General features: G+C 56.3%; 22 protein-coding genes and 3 tRNA genes. 13 read left to right on the forward strand and 12 right to left on the reverse strand.

The features are described from left to right. Positions 1–146 precede the first annotated feature (146 nt). Positions 147–1,295: a cyclopropane fatty acyl phospholipid synthase gene (cfa, locus tag ACH1XZ_RS06165; RefSeq protein WP_395594811.1), complete on the forward strand. Its 1,149-nt coding sequence runs from the start codon at positions 147–149 to the stop codon at positions 1,293–1,295. A 45-nt stretch (positions 1,296–1,340) separates the two neighbouring features. Here the strand turns inward: cfa and ACH1XZ_RS06170 are convergent, their stop codons facing one another. Then, positions 1,341–1,979: a riboflavin synthase subunit alpha gene (locus ACH1XZ_RS06170; RefSeq protein ID WP_395594812.1), complete on the reverse strand. Its 639-nt coding sequence runs from the start codon at positions 1,977–1,979 to the stop codon at positions 1,341–1,343. Positions 1,980–2,230: 251 nt separating this feature from the next. Between ACH1XZ_RS06170 and mdtK the strand changes: the two genes are divergently transcribed. Continuing rightward, positions 2,231–3,604 (forward strand): MdtK family multidrug efflux MATE transporter, encoded by a 1,374-nt coding sequence (gene mdtK / locus ACH1XZ_RS06175; protein ID WP_395594813.1) that lies wholly within the window; start codon positions 2,231–2,233, stop codon positions 3,602–3,604. Between the two features lie 60 nt (positions 3,605–3,664). Here mdtK and zinT read toward each other — a convergent pair whose 3' ends face one another. Continuing rightward, positions 3,665–4,312, reverse strand: a complete 648-nt coding sequence (gene zinT, locus ACH1XZ_RS06180; protein ID WP_395594814.1) for a metal-binding protein ZinT — start codon at positions 4,310–4,312, stop codon at positions 3,665–3,667. 268 nt (positions 4,313–4,580) lie between these two features. Here zinT and ACH1XZ_RS06185 point away from each other — a divergent pair. From ACH1XZ_RS06185 to ACH1XZ_RS06195, 3 genes are all read left to right on the forward strand, one after another. Further along, a tRNA-Val gene (locus ACH1XZ_RS06185) sits at positions 4,581–4,657 on the forward strand. A gap of 5 nt (positions 4,658–4,662) precedes the next feature. Beyond that, positions 4,663–4,739 (forward strand) — tRNA-Val (locus ACH1XZ_RS06190). A gap of 4 nt (positions 4,740–4,743) precedes the next feature. Beyond that, positions 4,744–4,820: transfer RNA gene (locus ACH1XZ_RS06195), tRNA-Val, on the forward strand. A 114-nt stretch (positions 4,821–4,934) separates the two neighbouring features. Here ACH1XZ_RS06195 and ACH1XZ_RS06200 read toward each other — a convergent pair. Further along, positions 4,935–5,699: a DeoR/GlpR family DNA-binding transcription regulator gene (locus ACH1XZ_RS06200; protein ID WP_395594815.1), complete on the reverse strand. Its 765-nt coding sequence runs from the start codon at positions 5,697–5,699 to the stop codon at positions 4,935–4,937. Positions 5,700–5,824: 125 nt separating this feature from the next. Between ACH1XZ_RS06200 and ACH1XZ_RS06205 the strand changes: the two genes are divergently transcribed. The 5 genes from ACH1XZ_RS06205 to ACH1XZ_RS06225 all read left to right on the forward strand — a co-directional run bounded on the left by ACH1XZ_RS06205 (position 5,825) and on the right by ACH1XZ_RS06225 (position 8,756). Beyond that, positions 5,825–6,226: a hypothetical protein gene (locus tag ACH1XZ_RS06205; protein ID WP_395594816.1), complete on the forward strand. Its 402-nt coding sequence runs from the start codon at positions 5,825–5,827 to the stop codon at positions 6,224–6,226. 84 nt (positions 6,227–6,310) lie between these two features. Beyond that, the gene (locus tag ACH1XZ_RS06210) at positions 6,311–6,829 is read left to right on the forward strand and encodes a phosphoribosyltransferase (protein ID WP_395594817.1); all 519 of its coding nucleotides are present in this window, start codon (positions 6,311–6,313) and stop codon (positions 6,827–6,829) included. A 93-nt stretch (positions 6,830–6,922) separates the two neighbouring features. Beyond that, positions 6,923–7,483 carry a fasciclin domain-containing protein gene (locus tag ACH1XZ_RS06215; protein WP_395594818.1) on the forward strand — a complete coding sequence of 187 codons (561 nt, stop codon included), beginning with the start codon at positions 6,923–6,925 and terminating at the stop codon, positions 7,481–7,483. A 59-nt stretch (positions 7,484–7,542) separates the two neighbouring features. Further along, positions 7,543–8,091: a sigma-70 family RNA polymerase sigma factor gene (locus ACH1XZ_RS06220; protein ID WP_395594819.1), complete on the forward strand. Its 549-nt coding sequence runs from the start codon at positions 7,543–7,545 to the stop codon at positions 8,089–8,091. After that, the gene (locus ACH1XZ_RS06225; RefSeq protein ID WP_395594820.1) at positions 8,088–8,756 is read left to right on the forward strand and encodes an anti-sigma factor; all 669 of its coding nucleotides are present in this window, start codon (positions 8,088–8,090) and stop codon (positions 8,754–8,756) included. The genes ACH1XZ_RS06220 and ACH1XZ_RS06225 overlap by 4 nt, the downstream gene beginning before the upstream one ends. A gap of 22 nt (positions 8,757–8,778) precedes the next feature. On the opposite strand, the gene ACH1XZ_RS06230 is transcribed toward ACH1XZ_RS06225, so the two are convergent. From ACH1XZ_RS06230 to ACH1XZ_RS06255, 6 genes are all read right to left on the reverse strand, one after another. After that, positions 8,779–10,686: a heavy metal translocating P-type ATPase gene (locus tag ACH1XZ_RS06230; RefSeq protein WP_395594821.1), complete on the reverse strand. Its 1,908-nt coding sequence runs from the start codon at positions 10,684–10,686 to the stop codon at positions 8,779–8,781. Further along, complete coding sequence (hflK, locus tag ACH1XZ_RS06235; RefSeq protein ID WP_395594822.1) at positions 10,683–11,753, reverse strand: protease modulator HflK; 1,071 nt, start codon at positions 11,751–11,753, stop codon at positions 10,683–10,685. The genes ACH1XZ_RS06230 and hflK (ACH1XZ_RS06235) overlap by 4 nt, the downstream gene beginning before the upstream one ends. Next, entirely contained in the window at positions 11,750–12,751 is a 1,002-nt protein-coding gene (gene hflC / locus ACH1XZ_RS06240; protein WP_395594823.1) for a protease modulator HflC, read from the reverse strand. The genes hflK (ACH1XZ_RS06235) and hflC overlap by 4 nt, the downstream gene beginning before the upstream one ends. Continuing rightward, a complete protein-coding gene (hflK, locus tag ACH1XZ_RS06245; RefSeq protein ID WP_395594824.1) occupies positions 12,748–14,640 on the reverse strand; it encodes a protease modulator HflK in 1,893 nt (630 codons plus the stop codon). The genes hflC and hflK (ACH1XZ_RS06245) overlap by 4 nt, the downstream gene beginning before the upstream one ends. Before the next feature lie 201 nt (positions 14,641–14,841). Further along, entirely contained in the window at positions 14,842–16,044 is a 1,203-nt protein-coding gene (locus ACH1XZ_RS06250; RefSeq protein WP_395594825.1) for a multidrug effflux MFS transporter, read from the reverse strand. A 51-nt stretch (positions 16,045–16,095) separates the two neighbouring features. Next, positions 16,096–16,938: an SDR family oxidoreductase gene (locus ACH1XZ_RS06255; RefSeq protein ID WP_395594826.1), complete on the reverse strand. Its 843-nt coding sequence runs from the start codon at positions 16,936–16,938 to the stop codon at positions 16,096–16,098. A 169-nt stretch (positions 16,939–17,107) separates the two neighbouring features. Here ACH1XZ_RS06255 and ACH1XZ_RS06260 point away from each other — a divergent pair, with 169 nt between their 5' ends. Continuing rightward, a complete protein-coding gene (locus ACH1XZ_RS06260; protein ID WP_395594827.1) occupies positions 17,108–18,016 on the forward strand; it encodes a LysR family transcriptional regulator in 909 nt (302 codons plus the stop codon). Here the strand turns inward: ACH1XZ_RS06260 and ACH1XZ_RS06265 are convergent. From ACH1XZ_RS06265 to ACH1XZ_RS06275, 3 genes are all read right to left on the reverse strand, one after another. Further along, positions 17,990–18,691, reverse strand: coding sequence for a carboxymuconolactone decarboxylase family protein (locus tag ACH1XZ_RS06265; protein WP_395595559.1), 702 nt, complete (start codon positions 18,689–18,691; stop codon positions 17,990–17,992). The two genes, ACH1XZ_RS06260 and ACH1XZ_RS06265, sit on opposite strands and share 27 nt — an antisense overlap. A 73-nt stretch (positions 18,692–18,764) precedes the next feature. Beyond that, positions 18,765–19,748: an aldo/keto reductase gene (locus ACH1XZ_RS06270; RefSeq protein WP_395594828.1), complete on the reverse strand. Its 984-nt coding sequence runs from the start codon at positions 19,746–19,748 to the stop codon at positions 18,765–18,767. A gap of 16 nt (positions 19,749–19,764) precedes the next feature. After that, on the reverse strand, positions 19,765–20,292 hold the full coding sequence (locus ACH1XZ_RS06275) for an NAD(P)H-dependent oxidoreductase (protein WP_395594829.1): 528 nt from the start codon (positions 20,290–20,292) through the stop codon (positions 19,765–19,767). A 141-nt stretch (positions 20,293–20,433) separates the two neighbouring features. Between ACH1XZ_RS06275 and ACH1XZ_RS06280 the strand changes: the two genes are divergently transcribed. Further along, on the forward strand, positions 20,434–21,387 hold the full coding sequence (locus ACH1XZ_RS06280; protein ID WP_395594830.1) for a LysR family transcriptional regulator: 954 nt from the start codon (positions 20,434–20,436) through the stop codon (positions 21,385–21,387). A 145-nt stretch (positions 21,388–21,532) separates the two neighbouring features. Continuing rightward, positions 21,533–22,834, forward strand: a complete 1,302-nt coding sequence (locus ACH1XZ_RS06285) for a uracil/xanthine transporter (RefSeq protein ID WP_395594831.1) — start codon at positions 21,533–21,535, stop codon at positions 22,832–22,834. The last annotated feature ends 87 nt before the right edge of the window (positions 22,835–22,921 follow it).

Here is a 22,921-nt window from a genome sequence, read left to right on the forward strand (position 1 = left end):
TGGATTGGCTTTCGGCAAGGGATTCTTCCCTTCCTCTGTGCTACGTCGGATAGCAGGCTCACGAATTTCGTGAGATTTCTCACAAACCCATAAAAAGCGTCTACGCTGTTTTAAGGTTCTGATCATCAGGTCGGGATGGAGAAGCTATGAGCTCATCGTGTATAGAAGAAGTAAATGTACCGGATGACGACTGGTATCGTATCGTTAGCGAGCTGCTAAGCCGAGCAGGCATTGAAATTAACGGCAATGCTTCCTGCGATATTCAAGTCAAAAATCCGCGTTTGTTTAAACGTGTTTTACAAGAAGGTTCGCTGGGTCTTGGCGAAAGTTATATGGACGGTTGGTGGGAATGCGATCGTCTGGATATCTTTTTCGACAAGGTACTGCGCGCCGGATTAGAAACGCAACTCCCTCACAATATTAAAGACACGCTTCGCATTGTCGGCGCCCGTCTGTTTAACCTACAAAGTCGTAAGCGCGCCTGGCAGGTCGGTAAAGAACACTACGACCTCGGCAACGATCTCTTTAGCCGTATGCTTGACCCGTTTATGCAGTATTCCTGCGGCTACTGGAAAGATGCGCAGACGCTGGAACAGGCTCAGGAAGCCAAACTGAACCTTATCTGTCAGAAATTACAACTCCAACCCGGCATGAAAGTCCTGGATATCGGCTGCGGCTGGGGCGGTCTGGCGGAATTTATGGCCAGAAATTACGGCGTGAGCGTTAAGGGCGTGACGATTTCAGCGGAACAGCAAAAAATGGCGCAGGCGCGCTGTGAAGGGCTGGATGTCGAAATACTGCTACAGGATTATCGCGACCTTCACGATCAGTTTGACCGCATTGTTTCCGTCGGGATGTTCGAGCACGTTGGTCCGAAAAACTACGATACCTATTTCACCGTCGTCGACAGAAATCTTAAGCCCGACGGCCTGTTTTTGCTGCACACCATTGGCTCGAAAACAACGGACAATAATGTCGATCCCTGGATAGACAAATACATCTTTCCGAATGGCTGTTTACCCTCAGTACGCCAGATTGCGCACGCCAGCGAACCTCACTTTGTGATGGAAGACTGGCACAACTTTGGCGCTGACTACGATACGACGTTGATGGCATGGCATGAGCGCTTCCTCGAATGCTGGCCGGAAATCGCAGACAACTATTCTGAACGATTCAAACGCATGTTTAGCTACTATCTCAACGCCTGCGCGGGTGCGTTCCGTGCCCGAGATATACAGCTTTGGCAGGTAATGTTCTCACGCGGCGTAGAGCACGGTTTGCGCGTCGCCCGATGAAAACGAACAAGGCCCGGAGCACACCGCCCCGGGCCTTTTTTATGCCTACTCCGCGTCAGCCTGCTGCGCCGCCGCTTCTTTTGCCGCCATCACGCGCTCAACGGTATCGACTACCGCCTGCGTTTGCGGATCGATTTCAATGTTGACGCGATCGCCCAGGCGTTTTTTGCCAAGCGTCGTGCGCTCCAGCGTTTCCGGGATCAGGTGGACGCAGAAACGCGTCGCCGTCACTTCACCGACCGTCAGGCTGATGCCGTCAATACCGATAAAGCCCTTATACAGGACATACTTCATCAGCGTCGGATCCTGAATTTTAAACCAGATCTGCTTATTGTTTTCGGAGGTCAGGATTTTTGACACTTCCGCCGTGGTCATAATATGACCGGACATTAAATGACCGCCAATTTCATCGCTGAATTTCGCCGCGCGCTCAACGTTCACGAGGTCGCCCTCTTTCACATCGCCAAGGTTAGTGATGCGCAGCGTCTCTTTCATCAGATCAAAACTTATCTGGTCGCCGTTAATTTCCGTCACCGTTAAGCAGCAGCCGTTGTGCGAAACCGATGCGCCCGTCTCAAGACCCGCCAGCATGTGTTCCGGCAGCGCCACAACGTGGGTACGGAAGTTCGGTTTCTCATCAATGGACACGATTTTTGCCGTGCCCTGCACAATACCAGTGAACATGCAGTTAACTCCTGTTGATAATCATTACGGTACGTCTACCGATTCGTCTGCTACGCACAATAGCAGTTGATAAAACAGGTTGCTACCTTCCCCGGCCCTCCTCTTATTTTTTGACTAGATTAAAAGCAAATCCTCGCTACAATGATGGAGCAAATCCTCTATTTATTCTTCTTGCTGCCGGTTAAGGCGGCTTTTCTGTCTCCCGTACCCGGCGTACGGCGAGAATAAATAACAACAATACAGGTGTTCACGTGCAGAAGTACTTTAGTGAAGCGCGGCAGTTATTAGCGCTGGCTATCCCGGTTATCCTCGCGCAGGTTGCCCAAACCTCGATGGGCTTTGTCGATACGGTCATGGCAGGCGGCTACAGCGCTACCGACATGGCTGCCGTCGCCATCGGGACCTCTATCTGGTTGCCAGCCATCCTCTTTGGTCACGGCTTACTGCTGGCCCTCACTCCGGTGATTGCCCAGCTCAACGGTTCCGGTCGTCGCGACCGCATTGCGCAGCAGGTACGCCAGGGATTCTGGCTGGCGGGGCTTGTCTCCGTGTTAATTATGGTCGTGCTGTGGAACGCGGGATACATCATCCGCTCCATGCATAACATTGACCCCGCGCTGGCAGATAAAGCGGTAGGCTATCTGCGAGCCCTGCTATGGGGGGCTCCGGGCTACCTCTTTTTCCAGGTTGCGCGTAACCAGTGTGAAGGCCTCGCCAAAACCAAGCCCGGTATGGTGATGGGCTTTATTGGTCTGCTGGTGAATATTCCCGTGAACTACATCTTTATTTACGGTCACTTTGGCATGCCGGAACTTGGCGGCGTTGGCTGCGGTGTCGCTACCGCATCCGTCTACTGGGTGATGTTCTTCAGCATGTTCTACTACGTTCGCCATGCGGGCTCGATGCGCGACATCCGTAATAAAGAACGCTTTGCCCGCCCGGATACGGCCATCCTGAAACGACTGGTCTCTTTGGGGCTGCCCATTGCGCTGGCGCTGTTCTTTGAAGTGACCCTGTTCGCCGTGGTGGCGCTGCTTGTCTCGCCGCTGGGAATCGTCGACGTGGCCGGCCACCAGATTGCCCTCAACTTCAGCTCGCTGATGTTCGTACTGCCAATGTCGCTGGCGGCGGCGGTGACCATCCGCGTCGGCTTCCGTCTTGGGCAAGGCTCTACGCCGGATGCGCAGGTTTCCGCGCGCACCGGGCTCGGCGTTGGTGTATGTATGGCAATGTGCACGGCGATTTTCACTACATTGATGCGCACGCATATCGCGCTGCTGTACAACGACAACCCGGAAGTGGTGACGCTTGCCGCGCAGTTGATGCTGCTGGCAGCGCTGTACCAGATTTCTGACTCGGTGCAGGTTATCGGTAGTGGTATTCTGCGTGGTTATAAAGATACGCGGTCGATCTTCTTTATTACCTTTATTGCGTATTGGGTTCTGGGGCTGCCGTGCGGCTATGTGCTGGCGCTGACCGATATCGTGGTACCGCGCATGGGCCCGGCCGGCTTCTGGTGGGGCTTTATTATTGGTCTGACGTCGGCCGCGGTGCTGATGATGCTGAGAATGCGCTTCCTGCAACGCCAGCCTGACGTGGTTATTCTTCAGCGCGCCGCGCGCTAACGTTTCCCGGCGGCGCGTCGCTTGACCGGGCTACATTTGAATGTAGCCCGGCGATATCACTTAGTGGTGCAGCATCTCGTCAACCACCTGCTGTTTCGTTAACTGGAACGGATAATAGGTCGGCCAGTTATCCATTTCTGCCAGCAACGCTTCCTGAGACTGATTCCCCATAAAGATATGGAAATGGCTGGACTTGCGCGGGCCAATAATATGGTCACTGAACTGCACGAACTTCGGTGCCTCGCTCTTCGCGTCCTGACATTCAAACAAATAGCGCACGCCCTTCTTACCGGAGGTATAGGTCAGAATCTTGTGCCCCGCGTAACGGTACTGGCAGGCACTCACCTTGTCACCCACGTGGAACTCCATCGTACCGTTTTCGATACCAATCATATTCACATCGGTGGCATAGCCTGCACGGTAATACTCTTTAATCTGGGCGAACGTTTTACGCTTATCCTTATCCGCTTTCTTCTGGAACACCGGGTCCAGGTCACCGGACAACAGCAGACCGTTCACCGACTCCCACACGCCTTCCCAGTCTTTAAGTTCACGGTCTTTGACATCGCTGTCTTTGAACACGCCTTCGGCGGCCTTTTGCTCCACCGCGGTTAACGGCTGCCCGTGATCGTGATGGCCATGAGCGAATGCCTGACCGCCCATCACCAGCGCACCGACAGCCAGCGTCACTTTACCCAGAAGTTTCATGATTATTTATCCTTATATGATACGAGAAAAACGAGATGTTATAATATAACAATTCATTTCTCAACCACACAGACCATCCTGATTTTCCGTCGTATCGATCCGACGGTTGGATAAATAAAATGCAGCGAGATCAACGGATTTTCGCTAAGCGCGCTAAAACACCCGCAATATGGGTAAAAGTTCTCCAGTCGGGTGAAATCACACATTTTCCGCTTGCCACCGACCGCCGCTGCCGCTAATATTCGTCCCCGTTGCCGCAAGCAACAATGCGTCTGTAGCTCAGTTGGTTAGAGCACCACCTTGACATGGTGGGGGTCGATGGTTCGAGTCCATTCAGACGCACCATTAATGCGTTTATAGCTCAGTTGGTTAGAGCACCACCTTGACATGGTGGGGGTCGTTGGTTCGAGTCCAATTAAACGCACCATTATGCGTCTGTAGCTCAGTTGGTTAGAGCACCACCTTGACATGGTGGGGGTCGATGGTTCGAGTCCATTCAGACGCACCATTCTGTTTTATCTCCGAATTTTCCTGCTGTTACCCCTTATCACGCTGATTCATCACGCAACCATCTCGCGTCATGACGTGGGAAGATATTTTGACCTCCCCACTACGCGCTGCGCTACTCCGCTTTTTCAATACGAATAGTGCTGTTGTCGAAATCTGCGGTCAGGGTTTCAGGGCTGACCACCATCACATCAATCTCGTCGCAGGGCACCACTTTGTAGCGCGCCACCTGAGATATTTTTTCTGCCGTAACGGCGATAATGACCTCATTACTCTGCGCGATAACCTCTTTCTTAAAGCACGCATCTTCATAGTACACGGCGCTCAAACCCGCCTGTAGATCCATCCCGCACACGCCGATAAACGCCTGATCAAAGACCATTTCGCGTACCAGATTGACCGTATCCGAACTGAGCGTACTGCCGGTTTTTGGATTCACCTTCCCGCCGAGAAGAATAAGTTCTCCGTTCGTTCTGGCCCCTAACGCCGCGGCTATCTGCGGGCAGTTAGTGACAATCGTCAGCTCAAGGTCCTCAGGAATAAACGCCGCCATTGCCAGGTAGGTCGAACCGGAATCCATGAAGATGCAGGATTCAGGCTTTAACAGCTCGGCACATTTCTTAGCCACCTGCGACTTTTCGCTGACGTTCTGCTCAATGCGCGTAGCCAGCGAACTTGACGCAATAAGCTGGCTAACCGCCCCACCGTAAACCTTCTTGCATACTCCCTTTCTGGCGAGTTCCTGTAGATCGCGGCGGATAGTGTGCTCCGAGACGCCAAGCTGCCGCGCAACATCAGCGCCAATCACCCGACCAGTGGTCATCAATAGCTGATGAATAAACGCCTGACGCTGGTCAGGTAAAGCATCATAATCAATCAAAGCAACCTCCAATAAACGAGCAATATATTGCACAATCTATCACAATACATCATAGTGGCGCCATCTATCAGGCCGTGCTGAAAATCTTAGCCGGATAAACCCTTCCCGATAACCAGGAGCATCGCGTGCACATCACCTTACCTCAGGGTCTCAGCGCTTATCTGCAGCAGCTTGAACAGCGAACCTATGCCTGGTTTATCGCCCAGGATATCAACGGGACGGAAGAGGTGTTTATCCGTTACTACTACGAAGCGCGGCGCGGCAGCCTGAAACCTCTGTATGCGGAACTGATGCGGCATGCCGGTGAACAGCAGATTGCCGTTCAACCCGCGATCACTGACTGCCTGACCCGCGTGGTCTCGGATATCGTACCGGCATCGGGGCGCGCCATTCGCCTGATTCTGGGGATGCTGACCTACTGGCTCTCGCAATATCACTGCGGCCAGCATCGCGAGTTACCCGAAACGCGCGAGGCTCGCGATATTATCGCTGGGATCTTACACAACCAGGTCATTTCAGTCGGCTGACCATTTACTTTACCGATGAAGATCATGCTCGGTCATGATGGATTTCAATCTCACGCCGTTCAACATAGCAGGTCAGGAGTTCAAATGAGCAATCAACCTATTGGCGACATCATCCTCAACGAAGCCGCCATTGCCTCCGGCGTGCGTCAGGTCGCCGCACAGCTAAACCGGGATTTCAGCGATGCGGTCGTGATAACCGTCGTTCCAGGCGGAATACTGTTCACCGCAGACCTGACCCGACAGTTAGATTTTGATATCAGCATGGACTACATTTCATGCCCCCATACCCCTGGCGAACGGCATAACGACTCAACCATCGTCTATCACCAGAATATTGATATCACCAACCGCCACGTCATCGTTATTGACGACGCGATTGAATCCGGCGGCACGATGAAACGCCTGGTCGCGCACCTCGCAGAAAACTATCACCCCGCCTCTGTATCAGTTGCCGTACTTTTTGTGAAGCCAGGCCGCGTAGCAATCCCGGTGAAGCAGTACTACGCCTATGAAATGGAAAGTGACTGTCTGCTGGTTGGCTATGGGATGCCGTGGGAGAATAAATATCGAAACCGGCCCAATGTCGCCCGCCTGAAAAAATAAATCACATTGTGTGCATCCGTTTTCTTTCTTCATTCGTATTAGTAGATGAGGGTACATAAACCCTTCCTAAAACAACCAATGAGGGAAGTGAAAATGAAACAATTTCTAAAAACGATGCTCTTTTCTACCCTGATCGTAAGCGGTGCTGCCCAGGCCGCAATGATGGACAACAACACCGTTATGGTGGGCGGTGCAGCAATGTATCCATCAAAAAATATTGTCCAGAATGCCATCAATTCCAAAGATCACACTACGCTTGTCGCGGCGGTGAAAGCGGCTGGGCTGGTCCCTACGCTCGAGGGTAGCGGCCCATTCACCGTTTTCGCCCCGACCAATACCGCTTTTGAAAAACTGCCTCCAGGAACGGTAGATTCACTGCTGAAACCGGAGAACAAACAAAAACTCACCAGCGTGCTCACCTATCATGTGGTATCCGGGAAACTGGATATGAAAGCGCTGGAGAAAAAAATCAAAGCCGGTGGGGGTAAAGCAGAGCTGAAAACCGTTAACGGTGAATCGCTGTGGATAATGGCAAACGGGCCGCACAATATTCAGATTAAAGACGTTCGCGGCAATATCGCGAATATCACCACCTACGACGTTAATCAGAGCAACGGTGTCATAGACGTTATTGATACGGTGCTGATGCCGTAAAACATTGCCTATACTGTGTGCAGCCACTCCTGGTGTGGCTGCACCTTAAAGGGAATCCGATGACAGCCAATGCGCCTCATATTCATGCTGGATTAATGAACCAAATAGCCTGCGGCGATAAAGATGCCCTGGCGCAGCTTTATCATCTGCTCTCCCCTAAGTTGCTGGGTATTATTCTGCGCATGGTCAGGCGTCGGGATTGGGCCGAAGAGATTCTGCACGATACCTTTATTCAAATCTGGCAATCGGCCATCTATTACGACGAGCAACGCAGCGAACCACAAATCTGGCTCAGCCATATCGCCCGAAACCGTGCCATAGACTATTTACGCAAGCACGAACACCGCTGCTGCTCGGTTGACGAAATAAGCGAAGCCGAAGACAGTTTTCAAGCGCCGCTCCCTGCCGAAGATATCCATCAGGAAGCTCGTCGTCTGCATCATTGCCTGGATCATTTACCCGCCGAACAGCGCCAAAGCATTGCGTTAGCCTACTATCGTGGTCTGTCACAAACCGAAATTGCCCTGTCAATGAACCAGCCGGAAGGCACCGTTAAAAGCTGGATACGCCGCGCGCTGACGCATCTCAGGGAGTGTATTGGCCTATGAGTATGGAAGAAAAAGAGCCGCTCTGTGCTGCCACCTATGTGTTGGGTTTAACCGACCCGATGACGCGGCGGCAGTTAACTAAGCGCTTAAATGAAGACCCCGAATTCGCCGCCGAGGTCCAACGCTGGCAAAAAGCGTTTAGCGGTATCGACGTCACGACCCGCGACGTTGCGCCTTCGCCAACGCTCTGGCAACACATTGAGCGCAGTCTACCGCAGTCCTCCACCGCGCCACCGGCTGGGAGACGGCCTCTGTTCTGGCTCGGGTGGGCGCTCGCCGCGGCAATGGGCGGCGTGGTGATTTTCACCCAGGTTATCAAACCCGACACGCCGCATGCGCTACAGACTATTGCGATTCTTAGCGGTAAGCCCTCGGATCAACAATTTGTGGTAATGCTGGATAAGTCAGCATCCCTGCTTCAGGTCTCGGCGCTGAACGTCACCCTGCCGCGTGATAAAAGCCTGCAACTCTGGATGATCAAAGGCAGCGCCCCGCCGCGTTCACTCGGGCTCATCACCCAACGCGACGGCAACAGCTTCAGGCTGTCTTCCGACGCGCTGGATAATCAGACCGTGCTGGCCATAAGTCTGGAACCGTCGGGCGGCTCGCCGCTATCCGGACCTTCCGGGCCGGTGGTGTATCAGGGCAGCGTGAAGGCGCTATAACGGCATGAGGCACGTGCTGTGTTCAGTTTGTCTCATCAAACTGCAACAACCGGCCAGTATTGAGCAACACCAGCAACGTGCTCAGGTTATGCAGCACCGCCGCAATCAGCGCCCCGGCGGTGCCCAGCAGCCCCATGGCCGCGGCGGCGACAATCAGTATCGTCCAACCGAGGCCGATAAAGACGTTCACCTGCAGCGTGGCGCGGCATTTACGGCTCAGTCGAATCGCCGTGGGTAAACGCCTGAGGTCGCCACCGGCAAGCACTACGTCTGCCGACGCCAGCGCGATATCCGCGCCGTTTCCGCCCATCGCAATGCCAACGGCTCCCGCCTTTAAGGCCAGCGCATCGTTGATCCCGTCGCCGACCACCATTGGTCTCCAGCCTTCGTTGACCATGTTCTGAACCTGACGCAATTTTTCTGCCGGCAGCGCTTCACCCGCGAGCTCATCAATCCCCGCCTGCTGCGCCACGCGCTCAGCAACGGACATCCGATCGCCAGTCAATAGCTGTATACGGTCAATACCCAACGATTTTAGCGCTTCAATGGCCGCTGGCGCTTCGGCGCGCAGCGTATCATCAAGCAGGAACCAGCCGAGGAATTCGCCGTTCAGCGCCAGTCCGACCACCGGCCCTTCATGCGCTGGCAACGGTGCTGTCTCGACGCTGTAGCGCGTAAAGAGCGCCTGTCGTCCCAGCAGCGCGACGCCGTCATCGGTCATCGCCACAATCCCCACGCCCTGAATCTCTTCGACATCACGAAGCGCGAGTCCGCCGGCGTCGGATAAGGTTTCGGCCAGTACCCGGCTAACCGGATGATTACTGGTCGCGCCCAGCGCCGACGCGAGGGCAAGCACCTGCTCGCGAGGCATCTCGGTCACCAATAGCGCATCGACAAAACTAAGCCGCCCCTCGGTTAAAGTGCCCGTCTTATCGACAATCAGCGCATCAACATCCGCAAGCTCTTCAAGAAACGCCGCGTTGCGAATCAGGACCCCGTGACGAGCGGCAACGGCAATCCCCGCCATCGCGGTGGCGGGCGCGGAAAGTACCAGCGCGCAGGGACATGCCGCCACCAGCACCGCCAGCATCGCCTGGCTGTTGTAGGTTAAGAACCAGGTCGTCGCCGCAATCAGCAGCACCAGAATCAGATAGTGACCGGCATAGCGCTCAAGCATACGGGTGATCGGCGGTTTTGCCTGCTCGGCTTCCTGCATCAGCGCAATCACTTTACCGAGCGTCGACTGGTCGCCCGTGTGGGTCACTTCAACACGCAGCAGACCGTTGAGGTTAATACTCCCGGCGAAGACGTTCATGCCCGGCGCGGTTTCAACCGGTACCGACTCACCGGTAATGTGCCCCACATCCAGACTCGCCTGACCGGAAAGGATGCGCCCGTCAGCAGGGAGTCGATCACCCGCCCTCACCTCAACCACATCTCCCGCGCGCAAATGCTGGCTATCAATCAACGCCACCTCGCCGTCTGCACGCACGCGCCGCGCCTGACTGTGCGTCAGTTTAGTCAGCCCGGCGATCGCCTGCCGGGTTCCCATTACGCTTCGCTCTTCGAGGATGTGGCCGAAAATCATGATGACCGGCAGCAGCGCCGCAGTCATTAAATCCCCTAACGCCCAGGCCCCCAGCATGGCCAGCACCACCAGCAGGTCGGTCACGCCGTGCAGGTCCGGATGCAGTAGACTGTGCCATCCGGCACGGAAAACCGGCACCGCCACCAGCAGCCAGGCCACGCCGGCGAGAATGTCGCTGATGCCGGGCTGATCCGGCGCAATGGCTCGCCAGAGCAAGCTCAGCAGCAGCAGGCCAATGGTTATCATCGTGAGGGTAAGCTGGCGCTGCATCCGCCGCTGTTCCTCGGGGGTTTGCAGGTTGCCGCTGAAATGGATATGCCCGTGGCTGCACTGATGACTCATGGTTGTTTCTCACTAGTGGTCGGCGTGGCAGGCTGAGCCGGTAGTCCCTGCAAAATCAAGCGGCTATCGTCACCGGGTGCGACGGTAATCACCTGTCCTGCCTGCGCCAGAATACGGGTCACCTTATCGCGCCAGATACGCTGCAGCAGCCCGCCGTCCAGCCCCGCGCGGCGAGCGTCGGCAAGTTGGTTAATGGTCTGGGTGTCCACGTTGGCCTGCGCCAGTATCTCCTGACGGCTCGCCTCGGCCTGCTGGAGCGTACGGTCCGCCTGCTGCTGCGCCTGCTGGCTTCGCAGCGCCGCGGCGGTGCGGGCGCTGGCAACGGCCTGCTCCGCCTGCTGCCCGGCGGCCAGCACGGCGTTAAACGCGGCAACGGCATTTTCCGGCAGCGATGAGGTGATATCCACGCGTTCAATGCGAATCCCCGGATCGTTGCCGCCGTCGGCAAGCCTCAGCAGGCTTTGCGTCATGGCCTGTTTAAAATCACTGCGCAGTTGGATACGTTCCTGCGCCGCACGACTGTCATTTTGCAAACTCTCCGGGCGGGTAACCAGAATGGAGTCGAGATCGCGCCCCACACAAACCACTGCCGCCGCCCGTTCCGTCAGACGGTCGATAAGCGGGTCAATATGCGGCTGCTGTAGCGCAAACTGCACCGGGTCGCTTACGCGCCAGAACACCCGTACATTAAGCTGCACCACGCCCGCATCGCCGGTTAACAGATAGCCCGCCCCCGCCCCAGCGTCGTTATCCCGATCCCAACTGTTAATCTGGCTCAGCTGCTGTTCGCGCTGCAATGCCAGCACGTCGCGCTCCAGTATGCGCTCTGCGCCCGGCACCCGCTCTACGCGTTCAATGGGATACGGCCACGCAAACAGCAGGCCCGCACCTTCAACGCGCACGGGTTTACCAAAGCGATAGACAATCGCGCGGCTGTCAGGCGCTATCTGGTAAATACTGGAAAACAGCCACGCGCAGGCCGCAATAATCGCCGCGGCGTACAGCGTGAAAAAGGCTATTCGGTACGACTGCCCCCAGGGCGTCGCTGTTGGCGATTCGCGCTTCATGGTTTGGCGGCCTCGTTTAGCTGATCCGGGCTTTGTACCAGCGCCTTGAACGGTTCCGCGTCGGTACGCAGCACCAGCCGCGTGTTGCTATTAACGATGGTGCTCAGCGTATCCAGCGAGCGCAGCAGGCTATAAAGCTGCGGGTCGCTGGCCCAGGCTTTGCCATAAATAGATGCCGCGTCGCGTTGCGCATTGGCCACAATCGTCGCCGCTTTGACCGAAGCGTCCGCTTCCACAATTCGCCCGTCGCGATCCGCCTGAGAATGAATCTCCGCCGCCAGCCGCTTCCCTTCAGCCGTACGCTCTGCGGCGATGGTCTCGCGCTCGGCGCGCATACGGTCGACGGTGGCGTTAAGGGTGACCGCCGGCAACGTCAGCCTCTCAATGCCGGTCTGAATCACCTCAATACCATAGCTGTTGAGCAGTTGGCTTTTCAGCTGCGCCTGCAACCCCTGCTCTAGTTGGTCAATTTTGACCTTGTTACGGTCGACGTTGACGATATCCGCCAGCGCGTAGTTACTGGTGGTGGTTTCCAGCGCGGAACCGATAAAAGTGCGTATCTGACGCGCCGCTTCATCCGGCTGGTTCTGTACGGCGCGGATAAAGCGCAGCACATTGTTGTCATCCGGCTTCACTTTCCAGATAACCCACGCCTGCACCAGCACGCGCAGCCCATCCCGGGTTCCCACATCCTGTAAGCCGCTGGAGGTCGAACGCACGCGCAGGTCGACGTTAATCGGCGTCTCAAACGGCGCCGGTAGACGCCATGCCAGACCCGGCGACAGCAGCACCCGCTCCGGGTTACCAAAACGCGTGACGACCGTCGCGCTGCCGGCGCTCACGTTGAGCAAACAGGCCGTCAGTACGGCAAGCGTCAGTAAAAAGGCCGCAATACCGAGGCGCAGCGCCCGCTTATGCCGCAGCGGCTGGGGCGACGGCATCTGACGCACGCCAATGTTTTCTGTACGCTGCGCAGGAACGATTGAATGGATCTTCATGGTTTGCTGGCCTTCTGTGGTGCGGTGCTATCCGTAAGCGCGGGATACTGGCGCATATCGAGGACGGGTTCATTTGTGCCCTGGAGATGGCTATCCAGGATTAATAACGGCGTGTGCGCCAGCGTCTGACTGAGAATGTGGTAACGACGCTCAAGAATAAAGGCCTGACCGGCCTGCTGCCATGACTGGCTATCCGCGGCAAACTGCACCGCAGCGGCCCGGGCGCGCGACAGATTTTCGGCGGCAAAGGCCTCAGCGCCGTTCTCACGGGTTTGCGCATTTTGCCGGGCGGTGATGGTCACCGTCGCCGCATAGCCGCGTTCACGGGCGACACGTGCGCTGGCGGCAATTTGCGCCGCCTGAACGCCGTGATAGGCATCGGCCGCTCCCGCCGGTGGATGAATGGCCTCAATACGGGTCGAGAGCAGTTCGACGCCGGTATGCAGCGCCGTTAAGCGCTGCTGAATTTGCTGGTTGAGCGCTGTCGCCAGGCTTGCGCGTTGTTCATTAAGCAGTTCATCGAGCTGCTTACTGGCAAATTCCGCCACCAGCACCTGGCGGGCAATACTGCGCACCAGTACCGGGAGATCCTCCGCCTGATACTGGCTGTTTAACGCATCCTGGTTAGTCAGCCCTACCCGCCAGATCAGGCGAATATCCATATTCACTATCTGAAAGCTCTGCTTATCCGCCGCCTGGCTGGCAATTACCTGAGATTGGTCGGTCAGGTGGCTGTTATCCCATAGACGCCAGCTATTTTGCGGTGCCGGGCCTTCTGCGGTATCGGGCTCATCTCTGCTTGCCTGCTGCTCTGGTTCGTCGCTCAGCCGCAGTTCATGTACCGCTCCATATTCCACGGCGCGAACGCGACCAAACGGCCAGGGTAGCCCGGCGTGCAGCCCAGGCGGAAGCACCGCCATCGGTCGGCCAAAACGTTCATAAATACCGCGCTGATGCAGCGGCACCTGCGTCAGACCGCTCAATAACCAGCCCACAATGGCCAGGCCGAACAAAACCGGTAGCAACGTTTTCCCCATCAGGCGAAATGCCTGAACCTGGCGAAGATCGATGCCAAAACGTTGCTCAAGAGTATCCAGCATGAGCGTCAGCGGCCGCAGCGGCCAACGGTACTGGACGGCAAACAGGCTGCGGGTCAGAAAACGCGGAGCAAGGTCTGTAGATAGCGGCGACGCCATCACCATCATTGTGCGCAGGAAATACTCCAGCGCCACCAGCAGAATCATCAAGCAGCCCAGCTTGATAAGCCACAGCGTCAGCGTCGGTGAATAGGTGACCAACAGCAGCGCTGCAGCAAGCAAAATCAGCAGGCTGAGCATCATTCGCGCTAGCCCGATATACTCCTGCTGATAGCGCCAGTGACGCTGCGCTTTAAAGCTAATCGTGCGCTCAATCACCAGCAGGCCAAAGCTTAATGCCAGCAGTATTCCGGGAATGACGCGGCTGATTGCCGTATCGGCTTCGCTGGCGGGGCTTCGGTCGGCAAGACCCGCGATAGCAAACGCCAGCGCCAGCAACGACAGCGTGGCGGTTATCGCCAGGTTTTGCTGAAAATAGGTCAACCAGGTCTGGAGAGCAGGCGGTATCGGCAACCACTTATTTGCCGCCGTCGCGGGCTCGCCCTCCGGCGGAGGTGACGGCGGGTTTTCAAAGCGCATGGCGTTATCGATAAAAGCCAGTGCAACCAGCACGACCGCCAGCAGCAGGCGAAACGCGGGCAGCCAGATGCCCGTGCCCGCAATCATCGAGAGAAAGGCGTAAATCAAACCGACCAACATCAGCAGGCCGGCGAGAGAGATTTTGATAATGGTAAGACGCAGAAGCAAACGGCTACGTTGCGCGCCCTTCTGCAATAATGGCGGTAATGACACCCCGATGCTCCCAATGGATTCGCCTGACCGGCTGCAACACAAAAGGTAATAGCAGGAGTGGTTAACAGACGCGATTTTTTCCGTTACGATATAACATCATGGCCATATACAAAACAGAATATAATTAGCCGTCGGAATCATTTTAGTATCAATATGTAACCGGATGTTCCGTACGGCTTTTCGCGTCTGAGTTCGAGGGTCTTACCCGCGCTTGCCTTTCATCACCATCACAAAACACAGCAGCGTAAACGCCATCATAATCCACGCCATCGCCCACGGTGTGCCGTCGCTAAAGACCGACAACAGCAGTGAAGAGATGATCCCGCTGCCGTATTGTAATGAGCCAATCAGCGCCGAGGCGGAACCCACCATGTTTCCGGGTACGGTATCCAGCGCCGCGGCGGTCGAGGCGGCAGCCACAATGCCGTTCATCGAGAAGAAGATAAAGATGGTCAGCACCATCATCACCATCCCACCGACGTGCATTTTCACCGACAGCGCCAGCACAACGGTGGCCAGCGCCGCCACGCAGGCCGACACGCGCAGCAAGGTATGCAGCGGGTGACGTTGCACCAGGCGGCGGTTCACCGAGCTCAGCGCCATCACGCCGACAATATTCACCGCAAACAGCCAGCCATAGTGCTGCGGGTCGACGTGGTAATAGCTGATATAGACAAACGGGGAACCGGCAATAAAGGCGTACGCCGCCACGTAGAAAAAGCTCACGCACAGGGTGTAGCGCATAAATTCACGGTTTTTTAGCAGCGAGCCGTAATTGCCAAAAGCGCTGCTGATGGGGGTCTTCAGCCGTTTTTCCGCCAGCAGCGTTTCCGGCAGCCACCAAAGGGCAATAAACATCGCCGCCCCCATCACCACCAGCAGCCAGAATACCATCCGCCAGGAGGCAACGGTGACAATCTGACCGCCCAATAGCGGGCCAATAACCGGCGCAATGGCGCTGATAATCACCAGCGTTGACAACATCTGCGCGGCGCGCGTACGCGCATAAAGGTCGCGAATCATCGCGCGCGCCAGCATCGGCCCGGTACAGGCGCCAAACGCCTGGAATACGCGCCAGAATACAATCTGCGGCATATCGGTCGACAGCGCGCAGCCCACGGAGCCAATCACGAACAGGACCATGCCGATAAACAGCGGAATGCGACGCCCGATACGGTCGCTTATTGGCCCCCAGACAAGCTGGGCAAACGAGAAGCCAATCAGAAAACCGGTAATCGTCAGCTCGACGTTACCCTTTAGCTGCGCGGCCATCATCGGCATTGCAGGCAGGTAAATATCGGTAGAAAGGGAGGTAAACGCCATCAGCGCGCCAAGAATGACGATGAAGAAGACGCCGGAAGTGGCGGCACGCTTATTCGGTGCAGAATGCTCTGTTCGACTCATAATATCCTGAAAAAAGAAGAAACCGGCAGCGCGTCGCTGCCGGTGAAGGGGTTACTCGCCGGCGGGGAAATCGGTAGATGCCGCAAGCGTATGCTGAGTTTCAAAATCGGCCACCCTCTCACGCAGCACCGCAATCGTGCTTTGCAGCGCCTGCGAGCCCAGCACCATGCGCAGCGGAGCCGGATTTATTTCCACGCTTTCAATGATACGTGTCGCCATTCGTGCCGGGTCGCCCGGCGCCTGACCATTTGCAGGGTCGAGCATTTTAAGGAAGCTATGCGCCGGTGTCGCATCGTACTCCGGCATCAGGGTCGCGACCTGCGCGCTACCGTAGCGGAACTCAGTACGCGCGCCGCCGGGCTCAACGATGGTCATCCCGATACCAAACGGCGCGACTTCCTGCGCCACTGACTCAACGAACCCTTCGATGCCCCACTTGGTGGCGTGATACATCGAGTTACCCGGGAACGCGACCTGGCCGCCGTAAGAAGAGATCTGAATCACGCGTCCGCCGCCCTGCGCCCGCAAATGAGGCAGCGCGCTGCGAATAAGCTGAATGGAGCCCAGCAGGTTGGTGTCAATCATCTGCTGCACCTGCGCGTCGCTCAGCTCTTCCGCCGCGCCAAACAGGCCGTAACCCGCGTTAGCAATAACCACATCAATGCGGCCAAAACGTTGCCAGGATGCATCCACCACGCGGCGCAGCGCCGCGCTATCGGTGACATCCAGTACCGGCGCGCTGAAGGTCTCCGGCCATGCGGCCAGCAGGTCTTCTACCTTCGCCGTACTGCGCACGGTACCGATGACGCGCTCACCGCGCGCCAGCAGCTGCTGCGCCATCTCACGACCAAAACCGCTGCTAACGCCCGTAATAAGCCATGTCCGCTGAACCATAAATCCCCCTGAAAATCGTTAATATTTATGCCGCCAGGCGTTATCGCCCGCGTTTCAATGAGGCTATTATCCGCCGCCGATTATTACCGGTATATGAATTTATCCTGCTTTCAGAATTCCATTTTTGGATATAATAGCAAGCACCCCTCATCTCTTTCAGGCCCATACCATGCTCGATAAACTCGATGCGCTGAGAATCTTCTGCACCGCCGCACAAACGCTAAAATTCCGCGACGCGGCAACACAGCTAGGGCTCGCGCCACAGCAAGTCACCCGCGGAATCGCGGAACTGGAAAGCCAGCTTGGCGAGATGCTGTTTTTGCGCAATACCCGGCAGATCAAACTCACGCCGTTTGGCCAGCAGTTCTGGCCCAAAGCCGAACGGCTGCTCGCCGAAAGCGAAGCGCTGTTTACCGAAGGCCAGCGGCGCAATGAGCAGACCATGGCAGGCAAGGTGCGTATCACGCTGCCGCCGCTGTTTGAAAACCGGGAGATCCTCTGCCAGCTTCTGCATCAACTGATGGACTATCCGGAGATAACCATTGAATGGCACAACACCGGTCGGCATCTGAATATTATTGATGAGCAGATTGATATTGGCATTCGCATCGGGACGGTGCCGGATAACCGCTATATCGTTAAAACCATCCGCCCGGTTGGCGTGCAGATTGTCGCCGCGCCGTCTTTAATTCAACGACTGGGCGAACCAGCCGACCTCAAAACACTGCAACTCCACTACCCGCTAAGCGCGCTTAGCAACAGCAACTCCGGGCGCGTCTGGCCGTGGCAGTTTGCCAACGACAATAGCTTCTTCCCGACGAACCCGGCGTTGGTTGCCTTCGATATCGACAGTGAACTTGCCGCAGCCCTTGCCGGGCGCACCGTCAGCCAACTGGCGGATATCTCCGTGCGCCCGTTCCTGCAGCGCGGCGAACTAGTGAATCTGCTGCCGGACCTGAACTATCAGCCGTGGCAGCTTTATATATTCCGTCCGCATCTGCCGCTGCTCCCAGCGCGCGTTCGACTGGTGTTTGATCTGCTTACGCAAATACTACGCGACCATTTCAGCTATAAATGACGCCAGCACCGCATTGGCATTCGCCGCCATATCCGGCGAGCATTTTGCTGCCAGCACCGCAATAAACGCGTGGAATTGCTCTGGGGTAATACCGTTATGCTGGCTGATAGCAAAGTGGCTTTTGAGCTGGCTTTCTGCACCAGGGATCGCCGCCAGCGCTGAAATGGTCGCCAGTTCGCGTGCCTGCCAGTCCAGCACGTCTCGCTGGAAAATATCCCCGAACAGATGCGATTTCAGGTAGGTATCAATAGCAGGAGCAAAATCGAACAGCGGCCCGCTGACGGCTCGGCCCACCAGCGCAGTCTGCGTATCGCGCCCGGCGGTCAGGCTATCCCATCCCGCAGGGGCTGGGGTGGCGTCCTTCCCTGCTTCATCCTTAATCCCCTGAGCCTGACGGGCGTTCATCACCGACATAAAACAGCCAAGGCCGTTCAGGCTGCGCGGGAAACCGCAGTAGGCGTAAAGCTGTACCAGCACTTCTTTGATTTCATTCACGGTCAGACCGGCATCGAGGCCTTCGTGAAGTGCCGTCGTGAGTCGGGTCATATCCCCGCTGGCGGTCAGGGCCGCAATCGGGATTATCGCCAGCTGGCGGGTATTCAGTGGGTTTTGCATCGTGGCATCTCCGAAGGGAGCCCTGAGGCTCCCGTATAAACGGGTAAATGGGGAAAGTATAGAGCGTTGGTATTAGGATGATTAGGGCGTAAATTCAGAACTGGCCTATGAATCAATTTCATTAATAGTCTTACTAACGACCTGAGAAGCGCAGGACCTCTGCCGGGTAGCGCTCGCCCTGAATTGCAATATTGGCATCCACGATGCGCTGTAAATCTTCTGCATCCAGCGACACGCCCAGCGCGCCAATATTTTCTTCAAATCGGGTCTGGCTGCGGGTGCCAAAGAGCGGCACGATCCACGGTTTCTGCGCCATCAACCACGCCAACGCAACTTGTGCAGGCGTGGCGGCGTGTTTGTCGGCAATCTGGCGGATAAGCGTGATCAACTGCTGGTTACTCGCGCGGGCGGCGTCGGCAAAGCGCGGGGTATGGGCGCGAATATCGCTGCTGTCGAACACCGTTGTCGCATCGATCTTGCCGGTCAAAAAGCCTTTGCCAAGCGGGCTATAAGGCACCAGCCCAATGCCCAGCGCTTCCAGCGTCGGCAAAATCTCGCTCTCCGGCTCGCGCGTCCACAGGGAGTATTCACTTTGCAGCGCGGCGAGTGGCTGCACCGCGTGAGCCCGGCGAATGGATTCGGCGCTGGCTTCCGACATGCCAAACCAGCGCACTTTACCTTCGGCAATCAGATCCTGTACCGTGCCAGCAACCTCTTCCATTGGCACGTCAGGGTCAACGCGGTGCTGGTAGCATAGGTCAATGTAGTCGGTACCCAGACGTTTCAGGCTTCCTTCAACCGAGCGGCGAATCTGTTCCGGGCGGCTATTAACGCCGCCCCGATGCTCACCGGTTTGCTGATCGATATCCCAACCAAATTTGGTGGCGATTTTGACCCGATGCCGAAATGGCGCGAGCGCTTCGCCAACCATTACCTCGTTAGTCCAGGGACCATACACCTCAGCGGTATCGAAAAAATCCATCCCCTGTGCAACCGCATGCCGAATCAACGCGATCATTTGTGCACGATCCGGTAGTTCGCGGGCTTTGCCATAGCCCATTGCGCCAAGCGATAGCGCTGAGACTTCAAGCCCTTGCCCTAGCTGACGTTTTATCATCTTGTTTTTCCTTTTGTTATGCCGTGCGCAACTCGGCGGCAAATCGCGTCTGGAACTCGCTCAGTTTGTCCTTATTGCGCGCCGCCACCTCATAGAACGCCAACGGCTGACGGTAGTGCATACCCACGTAGAGTGCACTGGCTTTCATGGGCGTGAGAACCTCTTCCATCGTGCTGTTGAGTAGGCCGTCATGGGAGTAGGTGAACTCGCTCGCCCCCGCCGTGGTCACGACTTGCAGCTGTTTCCCTTTGAGTGCCTCACCGCCGGGACCAAACGCCCAGCCGTAGGTCCAGACCGCATTCAGGTACGCTTTAAGCATCGGCGTCAGGTTGAACCAGTGCGTAGGATAGAGGAATACCACGCGATCGGCGTTGGCATAGGCCGACTGTTCTGCCGCGATGTCGATGGCATCCGGAGAATCGCCGTACAACGCTTCCAGATTACGTACCGTCACGTTTTCCGCCGCTTCGGCGGTTTCCTGTAGGGCGTGAATCGCCCGGGACTGAGAGAAATAGGGATGTGAAACAATCACCAGCGTTTTCATATATCGATTACCTTGTCGTGTTTACTTCGAATGACAAGCAGTATGCGACGTTAGATTGATAACTTTAATAGCGCCTATAGTTGATACACTTTCAACTCAAGGTTAATAATAAAGGTTATTTACCCGCGACCGGAGTCGGATATGGATCTCTCACAGCGCGTGCGCGCCATTACCTCTTTTATCGATGCCGCCGATGCCGGTAGCTTTGCCGCCGCCGCACGGCTTCAGGGGGTGAGCGCTGCCGCCATCAGTAAAAACATCGCCGGGCTGGAGCAGGCGCTTGGGGTACGGCTGATGAACCGCACCACCCGAAAGCTCAGCCTGACCGAAGAAGGCACCCTCTTTCTCCAGCAGGCGCGAATCGCCGTAGAAGCGCTGGATACCGCGGTAGATACGGTGGTTGCCGGAAAAATGGAAACGCGGGGCCACGTGCGCATCTCCACCAGCGCCGCTTTTGGCCGCGAGCAGCTACTGCCCGCCCTTCCCGGACTTCGCGAGCGTTATCCGGGCCTGTCCGTGGAAGTCGATTTTGACGATCGGGTGACGGATATTGTCCGCGACGGTTACGACCTGGCCATCCGCGGCGGGCGTATTGTCGATTCGTCGCTAATCTCCCGTCCGGTCTGCCTGATGAATATGGTATTAGTGGCCTCCCCGGGCTACCTTGCGGAATATGGCGTACCGACCACGCCCGAGGCGCTAAAACACCATCATCTGATTGCCCGCCGTTTTCTCGGCGGCAAAGTGTCCCCCTGGAACTTCCACGGCCCCGATGGCAGCCTGATAACCCTTGAACCGGACGCCGCTGTGGTTACGTTGTCCGCCCCGGAAGCGCAGCTTCAGGCCGCCCTGCTGGGGCTTGGGATCGCGCAGGTCGGCGTACACCACGCGCTGGCGCACCTGCAAAGCGGGCAGCTAAAAACGCTGCTTTTTGGCCAACACGATACCGGCAGCTACGAAATGGTGATTCAGTATCCGCACCGGGCGCTGGTGGCGCCGCGCGTTAAGGCGACCGTTGAATACCTGCTGGAAACGTTCCGCCAGGACAGCAGGTTATACTTCCCCGTTGCCAGCCTGGCGGAGTTTGCAGCATAGTTCATAGCTTATATATTCATCACACAAATAATGCATTTCATGCCGGATTTTCGGCATTTCATTCCCATTTTCAGGCCGTTAATGCCTGGAGCGTCCGTTAGGCGACAAAAAACCCTACAGTAGCGTTTATTTGCAGGTGTGCCCTATGCCGAAGTCTCTGTTTCATCGCGAAAATCTGTTATCCGGTTTTCAGTGGTTCTTCTTTATTTTCTGCAATACCGTGGTGGTGCCGCCGACGTTGGTTTCCGCCTTCCATCTACCAATGAGTAGCCTGTTGATGCTGACGCAGTATGCGTTTCTCAGCACCGCCGTGGCCTGCCTGTTACAGGTATTTTTCGGCCACCGTCGCGCCATTATGGAAGGCCCAACCGGCTTGTGGTGGGGTACAATTTTAACTATCACTCTAGCGGAAGCCTCTCGCGGTACGCCGCTGAACGACATTGCCAGCAGCCTGGCCGTCGGCATCGCGATTTCTGCCGTGCTGACCATCCTTATCGGCGTCAGCGGGCTTGGCAACCGCCTGGCTCGTCTGTTTAGCCCAACGGTGATGGTCGCGTTTATGCTGCTGCTGGGCGCACAGCTTACCGCCATCTTCTTCAAGGGAATGCTGGGGCTGCCGTTTGGCATTGCGAAATCTGACGTTAGCCTTCAACTGGCACCGTTCGGCGTTTCCGCCGCGGTGATGTTCTTCGTGATTGGTCTGATTGTCTTTCTGCCTCAGCGCATCTCGCGCTATGCGCTATTGATTGGCACGGTGATTGGCTGGTTGGTCTGGCGCCTGTGCTTTGGTGCATCAACGGTCGCCTTTGGCGAATTGCACTGGCAGCTGTTCCCCTTAGGTAGTCACGGTACGCTCTCACCGGGGATTATCCTCACGGCGGTCATGACCGGGTTGGTCAACATCAGTAATACCTACGGCGCCATTCGCGGCACCGATGTGTTTTATCCGCAAAGCCCGGCTACCAGCGCCCATTACCGCCGTAGCTTTGTGGTCTCCGGGGTTATTACGCTCGTCACCGTCCCGCTGGCGGTGATCCCGTTCTCCCCGTTCGTCTCTTCCGTGGGCTTATTAACCCAGACCGGCGATAGCTCCCGAAAGTCATTTTTCTACGGTTCGTTGCTGTTTTTGCTGGTGGCCATTATTACGCCGCTTTCGCGCTTCTTCTGCGCCATCCCGTTAGGGGTCAGTAGCGCGGTCATGCTGGTGTCTTATCTGCCGTTGCTTTATTCCAGCCTGGTATTCAGCCAGCAGGTGAAATTCACTTCACGCAATATTTATCGTCTGGCACTGCCGTTATTTACCGGGTTATTTTTAATGGCGCTACCTCCCGCATATTTACAGGATGTTCCCCTGACTATTCGTCCGCTGTTAAGTAATGGCTTATTGATGGGAATTCTGTTGTCCGTATTGTTAGATAATATTATTCCGTGGGATCGTTTTAAATAATTCTTATTTCGCTCCCTACACCGTGGGGAGCAAGCCCTCCGGCTTCCCAACCGACCACTTTACATACCCTCACAATGTGCTATTAAT

The sequence above is a fragment of the Kluyvera chengduensis genome (assembly GCF_044197065.1).
Lineage (GTDB): Bacteria > Pseudomonadota > Gammaproteobacteria > Enterobacterales > Enterobacteriaceae > Kluyvera > Kluyvera ascorbata_C.